The organism is Enterobacter cloacae complex sp. AR_0002 (assembly GCF_001922365.1).
GTDB classification, from domain to species: Bacteria; Pseudomonadota; Gammaproteobacteria; order Enterobacterales; family Enterobacteriaceae; genus Enterobacter; species Enterobacter hormaechei_C.
This window is the reverse complement of record NZ_CP018814.1, coordinates 1,845,056-1,868,586: the sequence shown is the minus strand read 5'-3', so window position 1 is coordinate 1,868,586 and position 23,531 is coordinate 1,845,056. Positions and strand designations below refer to the sequence as shown.

Annotated in this window: 17 protein-coding genes and 1 pseudogene; 8 read left to right on the top strand and 10 right to left on the bottom strand. The window is 55.0% G+C overall.

Annotated elements, in window-relative coordinates:
* The first annotated feature begins 34 nt into the window (after positions 1 to 34).
* From ldtD to AM329_RS09265, 3 genes are all read left to right on the top strand, one after another.
* Positions 35 to 1,858 (top strand): L,D-transpeptidase, encoded by a 1,824-nt coding sequence (gene ldtD / locus AM329_RS09275; protein ID WP_003858203.1) that lies wholly within the window; start codon positions 35 to 37, stop codon positions 1,856 to 1,858.
* A 175-nt stretch (positions 1,859 to 2,033) separates the two neighbouring features.
* Positions 2,034 to 2,585 carry a YcbK family protein gene (locus AM329_RS09270; protein WP_003858202.1) on the top strand — a complete coding sequence of 184 codons (552 nt, stop codon included), beginning with the start codon at positions 2,034 to 2,036 and terminating at the stop codon, positions 2,583 to 2,585.
* Between the two features lie 20 nt (positions 2,586 to 2,605).
* Positions 2,606 to 3,253: an MBL fold metallo-hydrolase gene (locus AM329_RS09265; RefSeq protein WP_023315760.1), complete on the top strand. Its 648-nt coding sequence runs from the start codon at positions 2,606 to 2,608 to the stop codon at positions 3,251 to 3,253.
* 54 nt (positions 3,254 to 3,307) lie between these two features.
* On the opposite strand, the gene AM329_RS09260 is transcribed toward AM329_RS09265, so the two are convergent.
* The 4 genes and pseudogenes from AM329_RS09260 to pncB form a co-directional block, all read right to left on the bottom strand.
* Entirely contained in the window at positions 3,308 to 4,498 is a 1,191-nt protein-coding gene (locus AM329_RS09260) for an amino acid aminotransferase (protein ID WP_003858198.1), read from the bottom strand.
* 184 nt (positions 4,499 to 4,682) lie between these two features.
* Positions 4,683 to 5,740: pseudogene (gene ompF / locus AM329_RS09255) on the bottom strand (porin OmpF).
* Positions 5,741 to 6,346: 606 nt separating this feature from the next.
* Complete coding sequence (gene asnS / locus AM329_RS09250; protein ID WP_003858191.1) at positions 6,347 to 7,747, bottom strand: asparagine--tRNA ligase; 1,401 nt, start codon at positions 7,745 to 7,747, stop codon at positions 6,347 to 6,349.
* Between the two features lie 168 nt (positions 7,748 to 7,915).
* Positions 7,916 to 9,118, bottom strand: a complete 1,203-nt coding sequence (gene pncB / locus AM329_RS09245) for a nicotinate phosphoribosyltransferase (protein ID WP_003858188.1) — start codon at positions 9,116 to 9,118, stop codon at positions 7,916 to 7,918.
* A gap of 254 nt (positions 9,119 to 9,372) precedes the next feature.
* Here pncB and pepN point away from each other — a divergent pair, with 254 nt between their 5' ends.
* On the top strand, positions 9,373 to 11,985 hold the full coding sequence (gene pepN, locus AM329_RS09240) for an aminopeptidase N (protein ID WP_032608964.1): 2,613 nt from the start codon (positions 9,373 to 9,375) through the stop codon (positions 11,983 to 11,985).
* 103 nt (positions 11,986 to 12,088) lie between these two features.
* Here pepN and ssuB read toward each other — a convergent pair whose 3' ends face one another.
* The 5 genes from ssuB to ssuE are packed head-to-tail and all read right to left on the bottom strand — an operon-like array spanning position 12,089 to position 16,329.
* Positions 12,089 to 12,859 carry an aliphatic sulfonates ABC transporter ATP-binding protein gene (ssuB, locus tag AM329_RS09235; RefSeq protein WP_003858186.1) on the bottom strand — a complete coding sequence of 257 codons (771 nt, stop codon included), beginning with the start codon at positions 12,857 to 12,859 and terminating at the stop codon, positions 12,089 to 12,091.
* Positions 12,856 to 13,647, bottom strand: a complete 792-nt coding sequence (gene ssuC / locus AM329_RS09230; RefSeq protein ID WP_032608965.1) for an aliphatic sulfonate ABC transporter permease SsuC — start codon at positions 13,645 to 13,647, stop codon at positions 12,856 to 12,858. Before ssuC ends, ssuB begins: the two co-directional genes overlap by 4 nt.
* Before the next feature lie 9 nt (positions 13,648 to 13,656).
* Positions 13,657 to 14,802 carry an FMNH2-dependent alkanesulfonate monooxygenase gene (gene ssuD / locus AM329_RS09225; protein WP_003858183.1) on the bottom strand — a complete coding sequence of 382 codons (1,146 nt, stop codon included), beginning with the start codon at positions 14,800 to 14,802 and terminating at the stop codon, positions 13,657 to 13,659.
* Positions 14,799 to 15,761 (bottom strand): sulfonate ABC transporter substrate-binding protein, encoded by a 963-nt coding sequence (locus tag AM329_RS09220; RefSeq protein ID WP_032608966.1) that lies wholly within the window; start codon positions 15,759 to 15,761, stop codon positions 14,799 to 14,801. The genes ssuD and AM329_RS09220 overlap by 4 nt, the downstream gene beginning before the upstream one ends.
* Entirely contained in the window at positions 15,754 to 16,329 is a 576-nt protein-coding gene (gene ssuE, locus AM329_RS09215; protein ID WP_003858180.1) for an NADPH-dependent FMN reductase, read from the bottom strand. Before ssuE ends, AM329_RS09220 begins: the two co-directional genes overlap by 8 nt.
* Positions 16,330 to 16,577: 248 nt before the next feature.
* Here ssuE and pyrD point away from each other — a divergent pair, with 248 nt between their 5' ends.
* Positions 16,578 to 17,588: a quinone-dependent dihydroorotate dehydrogenase gene (gene pyrD / locus AM329_RS09210; RefSeq protein WP_015570907.1), complete on the top strand. Its 1,011-nt coding sequence runs from the start codon at positions 16,578 to 16,580 to the stop codon at positions 17,586 to 17,588.
* Between the two features lie 166 nt (positions 17,589 to 17,754).
* Entirely contained in the window at positions 17,755 to 18,297 is a 543-nt protein-coding gene (zapC, locus tag AM329_RS09205) for a cell division protein ZapC (RefSeq protein WP_022650736.1), read from the top strand.
* Here zapC and AM329_RS09200 read toward each other — a convergent pair.
* Complete coding sequence (locus AM329_RS09200) at positions 18,294 to 19,403, bottom strand: YcbX family protein (RefSeq protein WP_003858174.1); 1,110 nt, start codon at positions 19,401 to 19,403, stop codon at positions 18,294 to 18,296. The genes zapC and AM329_RS09200 overlap by 4 nt on opposite strands.
* Positions 19,404 to 19,501: 98 nt before the next feature.
* On the opposite strand from AM329_RS09200, the gene rlmKL reads away from it, so the two are divergent.
* Together rlmKL and AM329_RS09190 are read left to right on the top strand one after the other, a co-directional pair.
* The gene (gene rlmKL / locus AM329_RS09195; protein WP_032610195.1) at positions 19,502 to 21,610 is read left to right on the top strand and encodes a bifunctional 23S rRNA (guanine(2069)-N(7))-methyltransferase RlmK/23S rRNA (guanine(2445)-N(2))-methyltransferase RlmL; all 2,109 of its coding nucleotides are present in this window, start codon (positions 19,502 to 19,504) and stop codon (positions 21,608 to 21,610) included.
* Positions 21,611 to 21,622: 12 nt separating this feature from the next.
* Entirely contained in the window at positions 21,623 to 23,530 is a 1,908-nt protein-coding gene (locus AM329_RS09190) for an ABC transporter ATP-binding protein (protein ID WP_006809352.1), read from the top strand.
* The last annotated feature ends 1 nt before the right edge of the window (position 23,531 follow it).

The following is a 23,531-nucleotide window of genomic DNA, read 5'->3' as shown; positions in this document are numbered from 1 at the left end:
TACTGGGCATGTCGTGAAAAACAGGGGGCAAGGGATGTTGCTTAAGAAAAATCGTGGTCGTCAGCTGTCTGCGCTGAGTTTGTGCCTGACAGTGATGTTTGCTCCACTGTTTACCGCTCAGGCCGATGAGCCTGAAATTGTACCGACTGACAGCTCCGCGACGATGGGCGCGCAGCCGACGTCACTGTCACAACCGCTGGATCAGTCTCCGGCGACGGCCATCATGGCCGGCATTAAACCGCTGCCGGAAGGCATCGATACTGGATCATTACGTCAGCAGCTTATGACCGGGCTGCCCTCGGGCTATACTCCCGCTTATATTAACCAGCTCACGCTGCTTTACGCTGCGCGCGATATGAAACCGATGTGGGAAAATCGCGAGGCGGTACGTGCCTTCCAGCAGCAGCTGGCTGAAGTGGCGATTGCAGGTTTTCAGCCGCAGTTCACGACCTGGGTTGAACTCCTGACCGATCCTGCCGTGACCGGACAAGCGCGTGACGTGGTGCTGTCTGATGCCATGATGGGCTACTTACAATTTGTTGCGGGGATTTCGGTGAACGGCAACCGCTGGTTATACAGCAGTAAGCCGTACAAGCTGGCGACGCCTGCGCTGTCCGTCATTAACCAGTGGCAGCTGTCGCTGGATAACGGCGAACTGCCGCGCTTTATCGCAAGCCTTGCGCCTGCCCATCCGCAGTATGCCACGATGCATCAGTCGCTTCTTGAGCTGGTTGCGGATTCCCGCCCGTGGCCTCAGCTGCGCGGCACCACAACGCTGCGTCCGGGGCAGTGGAGCAGCGATGTGCCTGCGATCCGCGAAATTATGAAACGCTCCGGCATTCTCGACAGCGGCCCTAAAATTGCGCTGCCCGGTGACGAGACGCAAAATGCGGTCGTCAGCCCGTCGGCGCCGGTAAAAGAGAAAACCGCCGTTGCGTTGAGCAATAAGCCCGCCGCTTACGATCGCGAGCTGGTCGCCGCAGTGAAGCAGTTCCAGGCCGCGCAGGGGCTGGGCGCTGACGGCGTGATTGGTCCATCTACTCGCGACTGGCTGAACGTCTCTCCGGCCCAGCGGGCTGGAGTGCTGGCGTTGAATATCCAGCGCTTGCGCTTGCTGCCGGGCACGTTATCCACCGGCATTATGGTCAACATTCCGGCGTACTCCCTGGTCTACTATCAGGACGGTAGTGAAGTGCTGGCGTCCCGCGTGATTGTCGGCCGACCTGACCGTAAAACGCCAATGATGAGCAGCGCGCTGAATAACGTGGTGGTTAACCCGCCGTGGAACGTGCCGCCGACGCTGGCGCGCAAAGATATTCTGCCTAAGGTCTGGAATGACCCGGGTTATCTGGAGCGACATAACTATACGGTGATGCGTGGCTGGAACAGCAAAGAAGCGATTGACCCCTGGATGGTGGACTGGTCAACGATTACGCCTTCGAACCTGCCGTTCCGTTTCCAGCAGGCACCGGGCGCACATAACTCGCTGGGACGTTACAAATTCAATATGCCAAGTTCGGACGCAATCTATCTGCATGATACCCCGAACCATAATTTGTTCCAGAAAGACGCACGCGCGCTCAGCTCGGGCTGTGTCCGCGTGAACAAGGCCTCTGAGCTGGCAAATATGCTGTTGCAGGATGCAGGCTGGAACGATACGCGGATATCAGATGCGCTGAAGCAGGGAGATACGCGTTACGTCAATATCCGCCACAATATTCCGGTCAATCTTTACTATCTGACGGCGTTTGTAGGGGCAGACGGACGTACCCAGTATCGTACAGATATTTACAATTATGATCTGACAGCGCGATCCGGCGCACAAATTTTGCCAAAAGCGGAACAATTAATCAGGTAAATGAAGTAGTTCGGTAAAAATGATTGTCGTAAGTTATGGTGAATATGAGGCGATCTGGCTGCAAGCCGCGTATTTACTGGGGTTGGGCGCCTTGACGTAACAGGTTTTGCCAGTTATGGTGCCCTTCGTGCGCTAAGCATATTGACAATTTCTTTTACCTGTAGACCTGATTATCATGGACAAATTTGACGCTAATCGCCGCAAATTGCTGGCGTTAGGTGGCGTTGCGCTGGGCGCAGCAGCCATCCTTCCGACGCCAGCATTTGCCACCCTCTCGACACCTCGTCCGCGTATTTTAACGCTCAACAATCTGCATACTGGTGAGACGCTTAAAGCGGAATTTTTCGATGGCAGAGGCTATATTCAGGATGAATTAGCAAGACTCAACCATTTTTTCCGTGATTTCCGCGCGAATAAAATCAAAGCCATCGACCCTGGATTATTCGATCAGCTTTACCGCTTGCAGGGACTGCTGGGGACCAAAAGGCCGGTGCAGCTCATCTCTGGCTATCGCTCTCTGGATACCAACAATGAACTGCGTGCCCACAGCCGTGGGGTAGCGAAAAAAAGCTATCACACCAAAGGGCAGGCGATGGATTTCCATATTGAGGGCGTTTCGTTAGCCAATATTCGCAAAGCGGCGTTATCTATGCGCGCAGGTGGTGTAGGATACTACCCACGTAGCAACTTTGTGCATATTGATACCGGGCCGGTTCGGCACTGGTAATAACGAAACACAGGAGCAGTATGAACTATCGTATTATTCCGGTTACCGCGTTCTCACAGAACTGTTCATTGATCTGGTGTGAACAAACTAAACTGGCCGCGCTTGTTGATCCCGGTGGCGACGCTGAGACAATCAAGCAGGAAGTCGCTGCCAGCGGTGTAACGCTGATGCAGATTTTACTCACCCATGGCCATCTCGACCATGTGGGTGCAGCGGCTGAACTGGCTGAATACTACGGTGTGCCGATTATCGGCCCGGAAAAAGAAGATGAGTTCTGGCTACAGGGATTACCTGCTCAAAGCCGTATGTTTGGCCTGGAAGACTGTCAGCCACTGACACCGGACCGCTGGCTGAACGAAGGCGATCGCGTTAACGTAGGGAATGTAACTTTACAGGTGTTGCATTGCCCCGGACATACGCCCGGCCATATTGTCTTCTTTGATGACGTGTCGCGTCTGCTGATTTCCGGTGACGTGATTTTCAAAGGGGGCGTAGGACGCAGTGATTTCCCACGCGGCGATCACGGTCAGCTGATTCAGTCGATTAAGCAGAAGTTATTACCGTTAGGTGATGATGTGACGTTTATCCCTGGACACGGACCAATGTCAACGCTGGGGGATGAGCGGTTGCATAACCCGTTCCTTCAGGATGAAATGCCTGTCTGGTAAACCCGGTAAAATAAAAAAGCCTGCGCGATGCAGGCTTTTTTTTAGGGATGCAGGTTACAGCACCGCGACAATGGCTTCGCACAGCGGCGCCATGTTGTCAGGCGTCATACCTGCAACGTTCACGCGGCCAGATGCAACGGCATACACGCCAAACTCTTCACGCAGGCGCAGCACCTGCTCTTTGGTCAGGCCGCTGAAGGAGAACATGCCGTTCTGCTTGATGATGAAGCTGAAGTCACGGTCAGCGCCTTTCTCAGCCAGCGTGTTCACAAACAGCAGACGCATGCGCTGAATGCGCTGACGCATATCGTTCAGCTCTTGCTCCCAGATGGCGCGCAGCGCATCGTTGCTCAGGATCGTCGCGACCACAGACGCACCGTGTGCCGGTGGGTTGGAGTAGTTAGCGCGGATCACGGACTTCATCTGGCTGAATGCGCGATCGACGGTTGCTTCGTCAGCAGCCACCAGCGTACAGGCGCCGACACGCTCGTTATACAGACCAAAGTTCTTGGAATAGGAGCTTGCGACTATCAACTCTTGATGCACGGCGGCGAATGCGCGCAGACCTTCTGCATCTTCTTCCAGACCACGGGCAAAGCCCTGGTAAGCGAAGTCAAACAGCGGCAGCCAGCCTTTTTCAACGGACAGCTTAGCCAGCTGTTCCCACTGCTCAAGCGTAGGATCGATACCGGTTGGGTTATGGCAGCAGCCGTGGAACAGCACCACATCGCCCGCCTGGGCTTCGCTCAGGCTGGCCAGCAGGCCGTCGAAATCCAGCGCGTGGCTGGCTGCGTCGTAGTAGGCGTATTCACGCACTTCCAGACCCGCAGAATTAAACACGCTCTTATGGTTCGGCCAGCTTGGATTGCTTACCCACACACGCTTCACAGAAGTGTTTTTCGCCAGGAAATCTGCCGCCACGCGCAGTGCGCCGGTACCGCCTGGGGTCTGCGCCGTGCGGGCGCGTTTTTCGCTCACAATGGTGCTGCCTTTGCCGAACAGCAGCTCCTGGGTGCAGCGACCAAATTCAGGGATACCATCAATACCGAGGTAGTTTTTGGTGGTTTCGTTTTCCAGCAGATACTGCTCAGCTTTTTTGACGCTGGTCAGTACCGGAGTTTTGCCGGTTTCATCTTTATATACACCAATACCCAGGTTGATTTTTCCAGGGCGGTCGTCGGCGCGAAACAGATCGGCCAGGCCCAGAATTGGGTCGGCAGGAGCGGCAGTAATGTTCTCAAACATGACGAAGTTCCATTGTGATTACAGAAGTGAAATCCGCTATCAGGTTAACGGTAGATTTACAAAATGCCAACCGTTTGCGACGAAAAGCGTGCGGCTTTTCAAAAGTCGCTATTATTTTCTCTCAGGAATAAAAAAACAGGGCCGAAGCCCTGTTCATTAAGCATATAACAACGAGGTGTGCTGATTAGAACTGGTAAACCAGACCCAGAGCCACGATATCGTCGTTGTTGATGCCCAGCTTGTTGTCGTCTTTCAGCTGGTTGATCTGATAGTCAACATAGGTAGACATGTTTTTGTTGAAGTAGTATGTCGCACCAACGTCGATGTAGTTGATGTAGTCTTCGTCACCGATACCTTCTACGTCTTTCGCTTTAGATTTGTAGAAGCGATGGATGGACGCAGACCGAAGTCGAACTGGTACTGAGCGACGACAGAGAAGTCCTGAGACTTGTTAGCGAAACCACGGCTGCCCAGACGCGCTGCGTTACGCATTTCGCCATAAATAGCTGCCAGGTAGATGTTGTTCGCGTCATATTTCAGGCCGGTTGCCCACTGTTCAGCTTTGTCACCTTTACCCCATTCCAGCGTCTGCTGGTTGTTGGTACGGTCAGCTGCACCATAAGCACCCACAATGCCGAAGCCTTCGAAATCATAGCTCAGTGAGGTTGCCCAGCCGTCGCCGTTGGAACGTACTGCATCAGTACGCTCGTTTTTGCCCAGGTACTGAACACCAAAGTTCAGACCGTCAACCAGGCCGAAGAAGTTGCTGTTACGGTAAGTCGCCAGACCACCCGTACGGCCTGCGAAGAAGTTATCGCTCGCGCCGGTGTCGCCGCCGAACTCAGGCAGCATATCGGTGATGCCGATTGCGTCATAGACCAGACCGTAGTTACGACCGTAGTCGAAGGAGCCTGCGTCACCAAATTTCAGACCTGCGAATGCCAGACGGGTTTTGTTGCCGTTCTGTGCATCGCCACCTTCAGAGTTGTTACCCTGGAAGTTGTATTCCCACTGACCGTAGCCAGTCAGCTGATCGTTGATCTGAGTTTCACCTTTGAAGCCCAGACGCGCGTAAGTGTTGTCGCCATCGTTGCTGTCATTATCGGAGAAGTAATGCAGGCCGACTGCTTTCCCGTAAAGATCTAATTTGTTGCCGTCTTTGTTATAGATTTCAGCAGCGTTTGCTGCACCGGCTACCAGCAGGGCAGGGACTACCACTGCCAGGATATTGCGCTTCATCATTATTTATTACCCTCATTGGTTTTTTTATGACACTCGCCACTGCCGTCAATAAATTCTGTCAATAAATATTTCCGGAACTATTGATGAGAGTTAGGTGTCTTTATGTGTCTGACAGGCATCTTTCCATTCATAGAACCGTTTCGCTACACTGAAAGTGCTACAATCTTCAAGATTCAGTTACCAAAAGAAAATATATGTAACTAAATATGTATTTTTGGGAACTTTGTGAAGCACCTCAAACTTCAGCGCTTTCTGGTGAATTAAACCTCCGCTTTATTCTTATATATATGATTTCCTTATGTTTAATTTAGCTAAAGGCCTTTCGTATAAACAGAAGTTAAACGGCTCATTTTTTCTTATAATCGACAAAAGCCATCCAGATGGCTGTGAGGGTGGTTGTTTTTTGTGCTATTGCGTAAGGATTGTATTAAGCGCCATAAAAATGGGGTTATTTTTTTATCTCAGGATATTTCGTGGAAACAAAACGTAACAGGTAGAGGTAATCGCGGGGTTGTGGTTTAAAGACGCTTACTTTTGACTGACGAAAACTGACATTGCAGGATAAAATAATGGCCAGCATTTGCTGGCCATTAAGGATTTGGTCGGTTAGAAACTTGCGTTACGCGGTGTGCGTGGGAACGGAATCACATCACGTACGTTCTGAACACCTGTTACGTAAGCAATCAGACGTTCAAAGCCCAGGCCAAAGCCGGAGTGCGGGACGGTGCCGTAGCGACGGAGATCGCGATACCAGCTGTAGTCCGCCGGGTTCAGACCCATCTCCTGCATACGCGCGTCCAGCACATCCAGTCGCTCTTCACGCTGGGAGCCACCGATAATCTCACCGATGCCCGGCGCCAGCACGTCCATCGCGGCAACGGTTTTACCGTCTTCGTTAAGGCGCATATAGAACGCCTTAATGTCTTTCGGATAATTTTTCACCACAACCGGTGCTTTGAAGTGCTTCTCTGCCAGATAACGTTCGTGCTCGGAGGAGAGATCCACACCCCAGTAAACCGGGTTTTCGAATTTCTCACCGCATTTTTCCAGGATAGCGACCGCGTCGGTGTAATCCACCTGCGCGAAGTCTGCGGAGACGAAGCGCTCAAGACGGGCGATGGCGTCGTTATCGACACGCTCAGCGAAGAATTTCATGTCGTCTGCGCGCTCTTCGAGAACCGCTTTGAACACGTATTTCAGCATCGCTTCTGCCAGGCCAGCCACGTCATTCAGATCGGCAAAGGCCACTTCCGGCTCCAGCATCCAGAATTCCGCCAGGTGACGGCTGGTGTTGGAGTTTTCCGCACGGAAGGTTGGGCCGAAGGTATAGATCTTAGACAGTGCACAGGCGTAGGTTTCGCCGTTCAGCTGGCCAGAAACCGTCAGGAAGGCTTCTTTACCAAAGAAGTCTTTGTCGTAATCCACTTTACCTTCCGGCGTACGCGGCAGGTTTTCCATATCCAGCGTTGAAACGCGGAACATTTCACCTGCGCCTTCGGTATCGGATGCCGTGATCAGCGGAGTAGAAACCCAGAAGTAACCCTGCTCGTCAAAGAAGCGATGCAGCGCCTGCGCCAGCGTATGACGCACGCGGGCAACCGCACCAATCAGGTTGGTGCGCGGACGCAGGTGCGCAACTTCACGCAGATATTCGATGCTGTGACGCTTTGCAGCCATCGGATAGGTGTCCGGATCTTCAACCCAGCCGGTCACTTCCACCGAGGTCGCCTGAATTTCGTAGCTCTGACCCTGGCCCGGAGAGGCCACCACAACACCGGTGACGATCACGGAACAGCCGGTTGTCAGGTGCAGAACGTCATCATTGTAATTGGGCAGAGAATTATTAATGACGGCCTGTACAGGATCAAAGCAGGAACCGTCATAGACGGCGAGGAAGGAGATGCCAGCTTTAGAATCTCGGCGAGTACGCACCCATCCGCGCACGGTGACCTCCTGGTCAACGGCGACACGGCCCTGGAGTACGTCGGCTACAGGCACAACGCTCATAATATTCTCTCTGTTAATAGTCGGAAAAAATAAACACTTGTCCGCCCTTATAGGGGGGATATCTATGTTACCTGCCATCCGCTATCAGACAAGTAAATTTCACCGTCTTGAGAGAAGAAATAAGAAATAAATAAGAGAAGGGGAGCCATGAAGGCTCCCCCGAAGCCGTTAACTGGCTTTTTTAACCTGAGGCAGATCGAAGGCTTTACGTAATGCGCGGACAAACGCTTTGTCATGGCAGATGGTTTTGCCAGGGCTGTCGGAGAGCTTCGCGACCGGCTTACCGTTACATTCCACCAGTTTTATGACGATGTTCAGCGGTTTCACCTGAGGGATATCACAGGTTAACCGCGTACCAATCCCGAAACTCAGGTTCACCCGCGATGAGAAGTGGCGATAAAGGTCGACGGCTTTCGCCAGGTCAAGGTTATCGGAAAAGACCAGCACCTTACTCATTGGGTCGATACCCAGCTTTTCGTAATGGGCGATGGCTTTCTCACCCCATTCAACCGGGTCCCCGGAATCATGGCGCAAACCCTGGTAGCGTTCGGCAAACTCAGGGCCAAAGTCGCGCAGGAACGCGTCCATGGTAATGCAGTCGGTAAGGGCAATACCCAGCCGATCCGGGTATTCCTCTAGCCACGCGGCGAGGGCGGCGCGCTGGCTGTTGGCAAGGTCAGGGCTAATCTGCTGGTGCGCCTGGAACCATTCGTGCGCCTGGGTGCCCATCGGCGTTAAATCAAGGCGACGTGCCAGATCGTAGTTACTGGTGCCAACGAACCACGGCTCCTGTTGCAGACGTCTGACAATGGCTTCCTGAACCTCGCGAGAGAAGCGGCGGCGCGTGCCAAAGTCCATAAGACGGAAGCGGGACATATCCAGCCCTTCGGTCAGTCTGGAAAACTCAACGAGTTTATTCTCCAGAGCGGCGACCGCCTGCGTCACACCGGTTTCAGGGGAGCGATAGCGGTGGGCCAGCTCGCTGATCACGGCCAGAAGCGGCACTTCCCACATGATCACCTCGCGCCACGGGCCGGTCAGACGAATGTCCAGCTTGCCGTTATCATTGGTGACGGTGACCTGTTCCGGCTTATAGCGGAACTCACGCAGCCAGTTCAGATAGTCCGCTTTAAAGAAAGGCAGGCCTGAAAGCCACTGATATTCGTCATCGGTGAGCGCCAGATGCTGCATGGCCTCGACCTGTTCACGAATGGAATCTGCGTAGATACCCAGCAAGTCGTCACCCCGGCAGCGAAATTCCGCCGCAACATGGACATCATGATAGTGGTGAAACACGGCTTGCTGCATATGCAGCTTGTACGCGTCGGTATCCAGCAACGTATGCAGAACCGGAGAAGCGAATTGAGTCATAGGTGCGCTGTAGCATCCTCTCACGGGAGCGTTTAGTACAATAAACAACTCCGGAGTATACCCTGTTTAGTGATTTATTGAACCCCGATCACAACATAAGCACACTTTATGGTCGAGAGCATTTCGTGCCCCGTGTTATAAAAATGTAGCTAAAAAGGGCGTTGTGCCTGAAAAGATGAACATTCTGCATAGCGCGTTTTACACAACAGGAATATATTGAATCGTTACTCGACAAACGATGCATAAGGTTTTCTATGACACAACAGCCACAAGCTAAATACCGCCACGACTACCGTGCGCCGGAATACCTGATAAGCGATATCGATCTGACTTTCGACCTGGATGCCACAAAAACCGTCGTGACGGCGGTAAGCCAGGTGACGCGCCAGAGCGCGACAGCCGTGCCGCTGCGTCTGGATGGTGAAGACCTGACGCTGGTTTCCCTGCATATTAACGATGAAGCCTGGTCAGACTATAAAGAAGAAGGCAACCAGCTGGTCATCGACAACCTGCCGGAACGCTTTACCCTGCGCATCGTGAATGAAATTAGCCCTGCCGCCAATACCGCGCTGGAAGGGCTTTACCAGTCAGGCGTAGCCCTGTGTACCCAGTGTGAAGCCGAAGGTTTCCGCCACATTACCTGGTATCTTGATCGCCCGGATGTCCTGGCGCGCTTTACCACCAAAATTATTGCCGACAAAACGCTGTACCCGTACCTGCTCTCCAACGGCAACCGGATTGGCGAGGGGGAACTGGAGAATGGCCGTCACTGGGTACAGTGGCAGGATCCGTTCCCTAAACCCTGCTATCTGTTTGCGCTGGTGGCGGGAGATTTCGATGTTCTGCGCGACACCTTTAAAACGCGCTCTGGCCGTGAAGTCGCGCTGGAGCTGTTCGTGGACCGTGGCAACCTTGACCGCGCACCGTGGGCAATGACCTCTCTCATCAACTCCATGAAGTGGGATGAAACGCGCTTTGGTCTCGAATATGACCTCGACATCTATATGATTGTTGCTGTCGATTTCTTCAACATGGGCGCGATGGAGAATAAAGGTCTTAACATCTTTAACTCCAAATACGTGCTGGCGCGTACCGATACCGCCACGGATAAAGATTACCTCGATATCGAACGCGTTATCGGCCACGAATATTTTCATAACTGGACCGGGAACCGCGTCACCTGTCGCGACTGGTTCCAGCTGAGCCTGAAAGAGGGCTTAACCGTCTTCCGCGATCAGGAGTTCAGCTCCGATCTGGGATCGCGGGCGGTGAATCGCATCAACAACGTGCGCACTATGCGTGGTCTGCAATTTGCAGAAGATGCCAGCCCAATGGCCCACCCGATCCGCCCGGATAAAGTCATTGAGATGAATAACTTCTACACCCTGACGGTGTATGAAAAAGGCGCTGAAATTATCCGCATGATCCACACCCTGCTGGGCGAAGAGAATTTCCAGAAAGGGATGCAGCTTTACTTCGAGCGTCACGACGGCAGTGCGGCCACCTGCGACGATTTCGTCCAGGCGATGGAGGACGCCTCTAACGTGGATCTGTCTCATTTCCGCCGCTGGTACAGCCAGGCCGGTACGCCGATCGTGACGGTCAAAGACGACTACAACCCGGAAACCGAGCAGTACACGCTGACCATCAGCCAGCGCACGCCGCCAACGGCCGAGCAGGAAGAGAAACATCCGCTGCACATTCCGTTCAGCGTTGAGCTGTACGACAACGAAGGCAATGTGATCCCGTTACAGAAGGGCGGTCACCCGGTGCATAACGTGCTGAACGTGACCCAGGCAGAGCAGACCTTTATCTTCGATAACGTCTATTTCCAGCCCGTTCCTGCCCTGCTGTGCGAATTCTCTGCGCCGGTGAAACTCGAATATAAGTGGAGCGATCAGCAGCTGACGTTCCTGATGCGTCACGCGCGCAACGATTTCTCGCGCTGGGATGCGGCACAAAGCCTGCTGGCGACCTACATCAAGCTGAACGTCAACCGTTACCAGCAGGGCCAGCCGTTGACGCTGCCGGTTCATGTGGCAGACGCGTTCCGTGCCATCCTGCTGGATGAGAACATTGACCCGGCGCTGGCGGCTGAAATTTTAACGCTGCCGTCTGCGACTGAAATCGCCGAGCTGTTTGACATCATTGATCCGATTGCCATCGTCGCCGTGCGTGAAGCGCTGACCCGCACGCTGGCGACCGAACTGGCAGATGAGTTCCTCGCCATTTACAACGCCAACAAGCTGGACGCGTATCGGGTGGAACACGCGGATATCGGTAAACGTTCCCTGCGCAATACCTGCCTGCGCTATCTGGCGTTTGGTGAGGCAGAGCTGGCGAACACGCTGGTCAGCAAGCAGTACCACGAAGCCGATAACATGACGGATGCGCTGGCCGCGCTGGCTGCAAGCGTTGCCGCCGAGCTGCCGTGCCGCGATGCGCTGATGCAGGAGTACGACGACAAGTGGTATCAGGATGGTCTGGTGATGGACAAGTGGTTCATCCTTCAGGCCACCAGTCCGGCAGCCGATGTACTCAGCAAAGTACGTAGCCTGCTGAAGCACCGTTCGTTCACCATGAGCAACCCGAACCGCGTCCGCTCTCTGATTGGTGCCTTCGCCAGCAGCAACCCAGCCGCGTTCCATGCCGAAGACGGCAGCGGTTATCAGTTCATGGTTGAAATGCTGACCGAGCTGAACAGCCGTAACCCGCAGGTGGCGTCTCGTCTGATTGAGCCGCTGATCCGCCTGAAACGTTACGATGCGCAGCGTCAGGCGAAAATGCGCGCCGCGCTTGAGCAGCTGAAAGGGCTGGAAAATCTGTCTGGCGATCTGTACGAGAAGATTGCTAAGGCCTTAGCGTAATAAAAAATTGCCCGGTGGGCAGGTAAAAGCAAAACGGCAACCTCGGTTGCCGTTTTTTAGTTTTTTCTCCCTCTCCCTGTGGGAGAGGGCCGGGGTGCGGGCATCAGGCATTAGCTTTAATCAACACCCGTTCACTTACCCCACGCTTCATCACCCGATCCAGCACTTCGGCTTCCAGCTCCCCCAGTCGGGCCGATCCCACGCGGCGAGGACGCGGAATATCTACCGTCAGATCCAGACCAATTTTACCTTCTTCTATTAACAGCACCCTGTCTGCCATTGCCACGGCTTCACTGACATCATGCGTCACCAGCAGCACCGTAAAGCCGTGCGTCTGCCATAGGGTTTCAATCAGATCCTGCATTTCGATCCGCGTCAGGGCATCAAGCGCGCCGAGCGGTTCATCAAGCAGCAGCAGGCCGGGACGATGAATCAGCGCGCGTGCCAGCGCTACGCGCTGCTTTTGTCCACCCGACAGGGCCGCAGGCCACTCTCCCGCGCGATTCTCCAGCCCTACCGCAGCGAGTGCCTGCCGGGCGTCCTCCCGCCAGATGCCCTTCAGGCCCAGCCCGACGTTATCCATCACCGTTTTCCACGGCAGCAGACGCGCATCCTGAAACATCATGCGCGTATCATCCTGAATCGTGGCCAGCGGCGTAGTGCCTGCCAGAATGTCACCGCTGTTTGGCGCTTCCAGCCCGGCTAAAAGACGCAGCAGGGTACTCTTGCCGCCACCGCTGCGGCCGACAACGGCAACAAACTGTCCGGCAGGAATATGCAGATCCAGTGCATTCAGAATGGTGTTGTCGCCGTAGCGTTTGGTCACGCCGTTCAGCAGTAACGGTGTTCCCTGGTTCAGTCGTGCAGTATTCATGCTTTCGCCTCCTGAGCGGTGTAGGCCGGGTTCCAGCGCAGCCAGCTACGTTCCAGCCACTGGGCGCTGACGTCCGCAAGTTTGCCGAGCAGGGCATAAAGGACAATGGCAACCACCACCACGTCCGTTTGCAGGAACTCGCGGGCGTTCATCGCCAGATAACCGATGCCGGAGTTAGCCGAAATGGTTTCCGCCACGATCAGGGTTAGCCACATCAGGCCGAGCGCAAAACGCACCCCAACCATAATGGAGGGCAGGGCGCCCGGCAGGATCACATGGGTAAACAGGGCAAAACCTGACAGGCCATAGCTGCGGGCCATCTCAACCAGACCGCGATCGATATTGCGGATCCCATGCCAGGTATTGATATAAATCGGGAATAACGTTCCCAGCGCCACGAGGAAAATTTTGGCGCTCTCATCAATGCCAAACCACAAAATAACCAGTGGGATAAGCGCCAGATGCGGCACGTTACGCAGCATCTGAACGGAGGTATCCAGCAGCCGCTCACCCCAGCGGGACAGGCCGCTGATCAGCCCCAGCGTCAGGCCGATGCTTCCGCCAATCGAAAAGCCGATTACCGCGCGCCAGGAGCTGATGGCAAGATGTTGCCACAGCTCACCGCTGGCGCTGAGCGACCAGAACGCTTCCACAACGCCCTCCGGAGAGGGCAAAATGCGGCTCGACAGCCAGCCAGTTGAAGACGCCAGTTGCCAGACGAGGACAATGCCGACGGGCAGAAACCACGGCGCGGCGCGCAGTAGCCATTTTTGTGCGGTTGCAGACATGGTGGCTCCTTAGCTTTGCGCGACTTTTCTCGGGATAAACGCGTTCGCCACGGCTTCGCCCTGTAACTGAAGCTGGCGGGGCTGCGGAATTTCCGGGATAGCGACATCCAGGTGCGGAAACAGCAGTTCACCCACCTTGTACGCCTCCTCCAGATGCGGGTAGCCAGACAGGATAAAGCTGTCGATCCCCAGCGCCGCGTATTCATTAATGCGTGCCGCTACGGTTGGACCGTCGCCGACCAGCGCCGTGCCGGCGCCGCCGCGCACCAGACCCACCCCGGCCCACAGGTTCGGGCTGATCTCAAGATTTTCACGCTTGCCGTTGTGCAGGGAGGCCATCCGGTGCTGGCCCACGGAGTCGGTTTTGGCAAACGCCGCCTGTGCTTTAGCGATAGTATCGTCGTCCAGATGAGCGATCAGACGGTCGGCGGCTTGCCAGGCCTCGTCGTTGGTTTCGCGGACGATCACGTGCAGGCGAATACCAAAGCGCACCGTACGGCCATGTTCTGCGGCTTTAGCGCGTACCTGAGCAATTTTCTCTTTCACCAGCTCCGGTGGCTCGCCCCAGGTCAGATAGAGATCGACCTGCTCAGCCGCCAGCTCCTGCGCCACGTCCGACGATCCGCCAAAATAGAGGGGAGGGCGAGGCTGCTGTAACGGCGGGAAGTAGAGCTGCGCATCGCGAACGTGGATATGTTTCCCTTCGAAGGTGACGGTTTCCCCTTCCAGCAGACGTCGCCAGACGCGGGTGAACTCTGCGGAGGCTTCATAGCGTTCGGTATGATCGAGGAAAACGCCATCCCCCGCCAGCTCCTGCGGATCGCTGCCCGTCACAAGGTTGAACAGCGCACGGCCGTTGGAAAGCCTGTCCAGCGTTGCCGCCTGACGCGCCGCGACGGTGGGCGACACCACGCTCGGGCGCAAGGCTACCAGGAATTTCAGGCGCTGGGTGACGGGGATCATTGACGCGGCAACCAGCCACGCATCCTCACATGAACGGCCCGTCGGGATCAGCACCCCGGTAAAACCGATGCGGTCTGCCGCCTGGGCGATCTGCTGTAGGTAGCCGTGATCGACCGGGCGGGCGCCTTCTTCTGTGCCAAGATAGTGTCCATCACCGTGGGTGGGTAAAAACCAGAAAAGATTCAGACTCATGATTTTTTTCCTTCAATGCCAGCGGGTTGCCAGATGCGTTCGCGAATATCCACCTGCTTTGGAACCAGGCGGTTTTGATAAAAGAGGTCTGCCGTTTGCTGCTGGAGAGCGGCAACGTGGGCGTCAACCGGTGCTATGGTGGTGGGAGGACGGTGGTCAAGATAGGTGGCGATCACCGGTTCAGGCAGGCCCATGGTTTTTGCCAGCAGCGTGATGCTCTGCTGACGCTGGCTTTGGGTCAGCGCATCGGCCTGAGAGAAGGTATCCAGCACCTGCTGAATAAATGCGCCATTTTTCTCAGCGTAAGGACGTGCCGCCAGGTAGAACGAACCGGTCTGCTTCAGGGTGGTGCCGTCTTTCAGCACCCGCACACCGCCCTGCAACAGTGCGGCGGAGTAATACGGATCCCAGATAGCCCAGGCATCAACATTTTTTTGCTGAAACGCCGCGCGCGCATCGGCAGGCGTCAGGTAAACGGGCTGGATATCGGTGAATTTAAGACCGGCCTCCTGCAACGCGCGCAGCAGCAGGTTGTGCGAGCTGGAACCTTTCTGGAAAGCAACCTTGTGGCCTTTAAGATCGGCGACGCTTTTGATCTCGCTGTTTTCCGGCACAAGGATCACCTCTGCCTTCGGCTTGGCGGGCTCAACGCCAACGTAAACCAGATCCGCCCCGGCCGCCTGCGCAAAGATCGGCGGGATATCGCCGGTGCTGCCTAAATCAATACTCCCGACGTTCAGCGCCTCCAGCATCTGTGGTCCGGCAGGGAACTCGACCCATGAGAATTTGGTCTCCGGGAAACGCTTCTCCAGCAACGCATGGCTTTTCGCCAGCACCATGCTGACGCTGCCTTTCTGATAACCGATACGCAGGCTCTCCGGCGCTTTCTCCGTCGCCTGAGCCAGCGACGCCACTGCCAGCAGACCTGCCAGCCCGATACGGGTAACTGTTTTAAACATGCGCCACTCCTTGTGATTGATGAAATGCCGCCGCGTGGCGATCCCGACGATTCAGGGCGTGCCAGAAGGTTTCAAGCGCGCTGTCGAGGCGGGTTTGCAGATTCGGCGTGAAATGCGGTTTATGCTGGTAGTCGATTACCTGTGAGTCGTCAGCGAAGACGCCATGCAGGATCTCCTGTGCTTTCAGCGCGTTCAGAACCGGCTTGAGGGCATAATCCACCGCCAGTAAATGGGCTACCGTACCGCCTGTGGCCAGCGGCAGGACGACCTTACCGTCCAGCGCACGTTCGGGCAGCAGATCGAGGAGCGTTTTCAGTGCGCCGGAAAAAGAAGCTTTATAAATCGGTGTCGCGACGACCAGCCCGTCAGCACTCTTAAGTTGTTCGATCAGGGTTTTCAACGCCGGGCTGTCGAAACGGGCGTAGAGCAGATCTTCAGGCGCGAAATTGTGCAAATTCCAGTGACACACTTCGACATCCAGAGCATTAAGCTTTTCGCGAGCGTATTCCAGCAGTGCGCTGGAGCGAGAGGGGAAGCGGGGGCTTCCGGCCAGGGTAATGACGCGCATGGTTGCTCCTTATAACTAATTGTTTGCTTTTATCTAACATTCATAACAATTTTCAGGAGTGTGACATTGCGTGGTTATTCCACTAAATGATTTATCCTCAGGATGAATGCAGAAAAATGCATAAGAAGCGAACCGATAAGTAAACGATTGCGTTTTACGTGGCTTTTTTGCCACAGGTCAATTCCCTTTCAGGGCGGGATCGCACATAATCCCCTCCCGGTTTGCACACCGGGAATCCAGGAGAGTTCATGTACTACCCCTTCGTTCGTAAAGCCCTTTTCCAGCTCGATCCTGAGCGCGCTCATGAATTTACATTTCAGCAGTTACGCCGTATTACAGGAACGCCTCTGGCCGCGCTGGTGCGTCAAAACGTGCCGGAAAAACCAGTTCAGTGCATGGGCCTGACTTTCAAAAATCCACTGGGCCTGGCGGCCGGTCTGGACAAAAATGGCGAATGCATTGATGCACTCGGTGCGATGGGCTTTGGCTCGATCGAAATCGGGACGGTAACGCCGCGTCCGCAGCCGGGAAATGACAAGCCACGTCTGTTTCGCCTGGTTGAAGCCGAAGGGCTGATCAACCGCATGGGCTTTAATAACCTTGGCGTCGATCATCTGGTTGAGAACGTTAAGAAAGCCCATTTTGATGGCGTGCTGGGTATAAATATTGGCAAAAATAAAGACACGCCGGTCGAGCAGGGTAAAGATGACTATCTGATTTGTATGGAAAAAGTCTATGCCTATGCCGGTTATATTGCGGTGAATATTTCCTCGCCTAACACCCCAGGGCTGCGTTCATTACAATATGGCGAAGCGCTCGACGATCTTCTTAGCGCCATTAAAAATAAACAAACGGCGCTACAGGCGATCCACCATAAATATGTTCCGGTCGCGGTTAAGATCGCCCCGGATCTTTCGGCAGAAGAATTGATCCAGGTTGCCGACAGTTTAGTTCGCCATAATATTGATGGTGTGATTGCGACCAATACGACACTCGATCGCTCTCTCGTTCAGGGAATGAAAAACTGTGACGAAGCGGGTGGATTAAGTGGCCGTCCGGTACAATTAAAAAGCACCGAAATTATTCGCGCACTCTCCGCGGAATTAAAAGGCCAGCTGCCGATTATTGGCGTGGGTGGCATTGACTCCGTCATCGCTGCACGTGAGAAGATGGCGGCAGGCGCATCGCTGGTGCAAATTTATTCCGGCTTTATTTTTAAAGGGCCGCCGCTGATTAAAGAAATCGTCACGCATATCTAATCTTTTCTCTTAATCAGACAACCAGGGCTTTATTTCCAGCCCTGGTTGTTTTATATTCCGTCATTGTTGCTTATTTAGACATTATAGTCTTTTATTACTAGTGTTATAAGCGAAGCGGCAAACAGGACATTTTTAGTACAGGACGTTTAGGGGACGGGAGAGAAACATGCGAATTAAACCTGACGATAACTGGCGCTGGTATTTTTGTGAAGAGCATGACCGTATGATGCTCGACTTAGCCAATGGCATGTTGTTTCGCTCTCGTTTTGCGCGCCGAATGTTAACGCCAGACGCGTTTGCTCCCTCAGGCTTTTGCGTTGACGATGCCGCGCTCTATTTCTCTTTCGAAGAAAAATGCCGCGAGTTCGATCTCTCCAAAGAACAGCGCGCTGAACTAGTATTAAACGCGCTGGTGGCGATCCGTTTCCTGAAACCGCAAATGCCGAAAAGCTGGCATTTCCTTGCGCACGGCATGAGCTGGACCCCGGCTATCGGCGATGCGGCGAGCGTCAATCTGAGCGATACCGAAGAGGAGGTGAATTTGCTGGTGGTTGAACCCGGTGAAAACGCTGCGCTCTGTTTGCTGGCCCAACCCGGCGTGACCATTGCCGGGCGAGTTATGCAGTTAGGTGATGCCATCAAAGTGATGAACGACAGGCTGAAGCCACAGCTGCGCGTTGATTCCTTCAGCCTCGAACAGGCGGTTTAAGCTTCCAGCTGTACGGATGTTTTCGGGACACAGCTACAGCACAGGATCGTGCCGTCACCGCCAATCGCAGATTTCTTCAAGGCACTCACTTCACCATCGACCAGTTTAATGCGACAGCATCCGCAAATCCCCGCGCGACAGGAATACGGTACGCGGATACCCGCCTGTTCCAGTTGTTCCAGTAGCACCTGCTGATTGTTACCACGGATAACTTTGCCTTCCCAGTGAATATCCACCGCGGAAGCGACGTTGGTTACCACGTCAACCATCTCTTCTTCCTGACCTGCGCCGTACACCCTGGCAGGCCCTCGGGTAAGGATCTCGATCTCGTCGCCCACGCGGATCACGCCGCTGGAGCGGGGGATCAGGTTCTGGCCGAAGTCGACATCACCTTTATCCTGCGCGGTGCGAAATGACTGCAAGGTTTTTAGCGGTTCACCGGAAGGATGCTTCTGGCCTTTCTCCGGGCTAATGGTGGTGAGAATACAGCGGCTGCACGGTTTCACCACGTCAAAAATAACGCTGCCGATGCGGATGACTTTCCAGGTATCTTCATCCCAGGCCTCCGCTCCGGTCACCACCAGATTCGGGCGAAACTGCTCCATCTGCACGCTGGCTTTGCAACGTTTTTGTAAATCTCGCAGCGAGGCCTCGCTGGTCAGCAGAAAGGGAAAACCATCCGCGAAGGAGAGGGGAACCGCATCGTGGCGCTTCACGCGACGGGTCAGCGCAGGCCCAACCCAGCGCAGCTGAACGTCACGGGAGAAAAAGCCGCTGAGCCACTGGTTAATGTTATCCGGCGCGATACGCGCGGTAAAATGATTGCCCCACACTTCCGTTGGCGCATCAAGCGGCGCAAAATCAGCAAAGCGGATCACGACGCTTGAACCGTCTGGCGCGGTCAAATGCAGCCCGTCATGAAGCGGGGAAGGCGTAAAGCGAACCATCTGCGGGAACTGACGTGCGGTGATAAACGTACCGTCAGGCTCGGTGACCATAAAAATACGATCGAAGGCGAATCCGCTCATATCGGCCAGCGCGTGAGTCACGCCGATACCGCGCATCGATTTCACCGGATGAATAAAAAGCCTCGATAACGTCGCCACTACACACTCCCGCTAAAGAAAATAAGCCTTCAACTTTATGACATACACGCCATATTAGCTATAATGCGCGACAATTTTCTATGAGTAAAAGTGACGATATGAATTCTCTGTTTGCCAGTACGGCCCGTGGGCTGGAAGAGCTGTTAAAAACTGAACTGGAAGCCCTGGGCGCGAAAGAGTGCCGGGTGGTTCAGGGTGGTGTCCATTTTGAGGGCGACACGCGGCTTATTTACCAGAGCCTGATGTGGAGCCGTCTGGCGTCGCGCATCATGCTGCCGATGAAAGAGTGCAAGGTCTACAGCGATCTTGATCTCTACACCGGCGTACAGATGATCGACTGGACAGAGATCTTCACCCCGGACGCCACCTTTGCGGTGCATTTCAACGGCGTCAACGATGAGATCCGCAACAGCCAGTACGGTGCCCTGCGCGTTAAGGATGCCATTGTGGACTGCTTCACGCGTCGTAATAAAGAACGTCCGAACGTTGACCGTGAAAACCCGGATCTGCGTATCAACGTCTGGCTGAACGGCGATACGGCCAGTATTTCCCTTGATCTGAGCGGCGCAGGCCTGCATCTGCGCGGTTATCGCGATCGCACCGGGATGGCGCCGATCAAAGAAACGCTGGCTGCCGCTATCGTGATGCGCTCCGGATGGCAGCCAGGTACGCCGCTGCTCGATCCGATGTGCGGTTCCGGTACGCTGCTGATTGAAGCCGCGATGCTGGCCACCGACCGTGCGCCAGGGCTGCACCGCGGCCACTGGGGCTTCAAAGGCTGGGCGCAGCACGATGAGGCCATCTGGAAAGAGGTCAAAGACGATGCGCAGACCCGCGCCCGTAAAGGGCTGGCGGAATACACCTCTCACTTTTACGGTTCGGACAGCGATGCACGGGTGATTGAACGTGCGCGCAGCAACGCCCGTCGTGCCGGTATCGGCGAGCTGGTCACCTTCGAGGTGAAAGACGTGGCGAACCTGACCAACCCGTTGCCAAAAGGCCCGTACGGTACGGTGATCAGCAACCCGCCGTATGGTGAGCGTCTGGACAGCGAGCCGGCGCTGATTGCACTGCACAGCCTGCTGGGCCGCAACATGAAAGCGCATTTCGGCGGCTGGAACCTCTCCCTGTTTAGCGCCTCGCCGGAGCTGCTGAGCTGCCTGCAATTGCGTGCCGATCGCCAGTTCAAGGCGAAAAACGGCCCGCTGGACTGCGTGCAGAAAAACTACCATCTGGCAGAGATAGCGGCGGATAGCAAACCGTCAGGCGTGGCGGAAGATTACGCCAACCGCCTGCGCAAAAACCTGAAGAAATTTGAGAAGTGGGCAAAGCAGGAAGGCATCGAATGTTATCGCCTGTACGACGCTGACCTGCCGGAATACAACGTGGCGGTTGACCGCTATGCGGGCTGGGTAGTGGTTCAGGAATACGCCCCGCCGAAAACTATCGATGCGCAAAAAGCGCGTCAGCGTATGCTGGATGTGATTGCGGCCACCATCGCCGTACTCGGCATTTCGCCAAACAAGCTGGTGCTGAAAACCCGTGAGCGTCAGAAAGGCAAAAACCAGTATCAGAAGATGGGCGAGAAGGGTGACTTCATCGAAGTGGGCGAATATAACGCGCGCCTGTGGGTTAACCTGACCGACTACCTTGATACCGGTCTGTTCCTCGACCACCGTATCGCCCGCCGCATGCTGGGCCAGATGAGCAAGGGCAAAGACTTCCTGAACCTGTTCTCCTATACCGGCAGCGCCAGCGTTCATGCGGGGCTTGGCGGCGCGCGTAGCACCACCACGGTAGATATGTCACGAACTTATCTGGAGTGGGCAGAGCGCAACCTGCGTCTTAACGGCTTAACCGGTCGTCAGCATCGCCTGTTACAGGCCGACGTGCTGGGCTGGCTGCGCGATACCGACGAGCAGTTTGACCTGATCTTTATCGATCCGCCGACCTTCTCTAACTCCAAGCGTATGGAGGATAGCTTTGACGTTCAACGCGATCACCTGCGCCTGATGACCGACCTGAAACGCCTGCTGCGTAAAGGCGGCACCATTATGTTCTCGAACAACAAGCGCGGATTCCGCATGGATCACGACGGCCTGGCCGAACTGGGACTGAAAGCACAAGAAATCAGCCAAAAAACGCTGTCTCAGGACTTTGCCCGTAACCGTCAAATCCACAACTGCTGGCTGATCTCCGCGGTCTGAAAGGAAAAATAAATGTCTTTAATTAGTATGCACGGCGCGTGGCTCTCTTTCAGCGACTCACCGCTTCTCGATAATGCAGAGCTGCATATCGAAGATAACGAGCGCGTCTGTCTGGTGGGCCGTAACGGCGCAGGTAAATCGACGCTGATGAAAATCCTCAACCGTGAGCAGGGGCTGGATGACGGCCGTATTGTTTACGAGCAGGATCTGATCGTCTCTCGTCTGCAACAGGATCCGCCGCGTAACGTCACCGGCAGCGTTTACGATTTTGTGGCCGAAGGGATTTCAGAGCAGGCGGAATACCTCAAGCGTTACCACGAGATTTCGCATCTGGTCATGACGGACCCGAGCGACAAGAATCTCAACGAGCTGGCAAAAGTGCAGGAGATGCTCGATCACCACGGTCTGTGGCAGCTGGAAAACCGCATTAATGAAGTGCTGGCCCAGCTTGGCCTGGAAGCGGATATGGAGCTGTCGGCGCTCTCCGGCGGCTGGCTGCGTAAAGCGGCGCTGGGCCGTGCCCTGGTGAGCGGGCCTAAGGTGCTGCTGCTGGACGAACCGACGAACCACCTGGATATCGAAGCGATTGACTGGCTGGAAGGGTTCCTGAAAACCTTTAACGGCACCATTATCTTCATCTCCCACGACCGTTCGTTCATCCGCAATATGGCCACGCGCATTGTCGACCTCGACCGCGGCAAGCTGGTGACTTACCCGGGCGATTACGATACCTATCTACTGGAGAAAGAAGAGAACCTGCGCGTCGAAGAGCTGCAAAACGCCGAGTTCGACCGCAAGCTGGCACAGGAAGAGGTCTGGATCCGTCAGGGCATCAAAGCCCGTCGTACCCGTAACGAAGGCCGCGTTCGCGCCCTCAAGGCGATGCGCCGCGAACGTAGCGAACGCCGTGAAGTCATGGGGAGCGCCAAAATGCAGGTTGAAGAGGCGTCCCGCTCGGGCAAGATTGTCTTCGAAATGGAGAACGTGAATTATTCGGTTGACGGCAAAGTGCTGGTAAACGATTTCTCCGCTCAGGTTCAGCGCGGCGACAAAATTGCGCTGATCGGCCCGAACGGGTGCGGTAAAACCACGCTGCTGAAACTGATGCTCGGTCAGCTCCAGGCCGACAGCGGTCGTATCCACTGCGGTACCAAACTGGAAGTGGCGTACTTCGACCAGCACCGCGCAGAGCTGGATCCAGACCGTACGGTGATGGATAACCTCGCTGAGGGCAAACAGGAGGTCATGGTTAACGGCAAGCCGCGTCACGTGCTGGGCTACCTTCAGGACTTCCTGTTCCACCCGAAACGCGCCATGACGCCGGTGCGCGCGCTGTCCGGCGGTGAGCGTAACCGTCTTTTGCTGGCGCGTTTGTTCCTGAAACCCAGTAACTTATTGATTCTCGATGAACCGACTAACGATCTGGATGTCGAAACGCTGGAACTGCTGGAAGAGTTGATTGATGGTTATCAGGGAACCGTGATGCTGGTCAGCCACGATCGTCAGTTTGTCGATAACACCGTGACCGAGTGCTGGATCTTCGAAGGCGAAGGACGCATCGGGCAATATGTAGGCGGCTATCATGACGCGCGTGGACAGCAATCACAGTCGCTGGCGCAAAAACAGGCGAAGACCAAAAATGTCGCTGAACCTGTTGTTGCAAAAGCAGAAACTGTCAAAAAGTCTCCTGCTAAAATGAGTTATAACTTGCAGCGCGAGCTGGAGGGGCTGCCGCAGCGTCTGGAAGAGCTGGAAGCTGCACTGGAAGCACTGCAAATCCAGGTCGCTGATGCGTCATTCTTTACGCAGCCTCACGACTATACTCAGAAAGTATTGGCTGAACTCTCCCAAGCTGAACAGGCGCTGGAAGAGGCATTTGAGCGCTGGGAGTACCTTGAGTCTCTGAAAAACGGCGCATAAA

Excerpts from the sequence above, each read along its gene's own strand:
- ssuE (WP_003858180.1), bottom strand. The coding sequence starts at position 16,329 with ATGCGCGTCATTACCCTGGCCGGAAGCCCCCGCTTCCCCTCTCGCTCC.
- AM329_RS09265 (WP_023315760.1), top strand. The coding sequence starts at position 2,606 with ATGAACTATCGTATTATTCCGGTTACCGCGTTCTCACAGAACTGTTCA.
- ssuD (WP_003858183.1), bottom strand. The coding sequence starts at position 14,802 with ATGAGTCTGAATCTTTTCTGGTTTTTACCCACCCACGGTGATGGACAC.
- pyrD (WP_015570907.1), top strand. The coding sequence starts at position 16,578 with ATGTACTACCCCTTCGTTCGTAAAGCCCTTTTCCAGCTCGATCCTGAG.
- zapC (WP_022650736.1), top strand. The coding sequence starts at position 17,755 with ATGCGAATTAAACCTGACGATAACTGGCGCTGGTATTTTTGTGAAGAG.
- pepN (WP_032608964.1), top strand. The coding sequence starts at position 9,373 with ATGACACAACAGCCACAAGCTAAATACCGCCACGACTACCGTGCGCCG.
- AM329_RS09190 (WP_006809352.1), top strand. The coding sequence starts at position 21,623 with ATGTCTTTAATTAGTATGCACGGCGCGTGGCTCTCTTTCAGCGACTCA.
- AM329_RS09220 (WP_032608966.1), bottom strand. The coding sequence starts at position 15,761 with ATGTTTAAAACAGTTACCCGTATCGGGCTGGCAGGTCTGCTGGCAGTG.
- rlmKL (WP_032610195.1), top strand. The coding sequence starts at position 19,502 with ATGAATTCTCTGTTTGCCAGTACGGCCCGTGGGCTGGAAGAGCTGTTA.
- ssuC (WP_032608965.1), bottom strand. The coding sequence starts at position 13,647 with ATGTCTGCAACCGCACAAAAATGGCTACTGCGCGCCGCGCCGTGGTTT.
- AM329_RS09260 (WP_003858198.1), bottom strand. The coding sequence starts at position 4,498 with ATGTTTGAGAACATTACTGCCGCTCCTGCCGACCCAATTCTGGGCCTG.
- AM329_RS09270 (WP_003858202.1), top strand. The coding sequence starts at position 2,034 with ATGGACAAATTTGACGCTAATCGCCGCAAATTGCTGGCGTTAGGTGGC.
- asnS (WP_003858191.1), bottom strand. The coding sequence starts at position 7,747 with ATGAGCGTTGTGCCTGTAGCCGACGTACTCCAGGGCCGTGTCGCCGTT.
- ssuB (WP_003858186.1), bottom strand. The coding sequence starts at position 12,859 with ATGAATACTGCACGACTGAACCAGGGAACACCGTTACTGCTGAACGGC.
- pncB (WP_003858188.1), bottom strand. The coding sequence starts at position 9,118 with ATGACTCAATTCGCTTCTCCGGTTCTGCATACGTTGCTGGATACCGAC.
- ldtD (WP_003858203.1), top strand. The coding sequence starts at position 35 with ATGTTGCTTAAGAAAAATCGTGGTCGTCAGCTGTCTGCGCTGAGTTTG.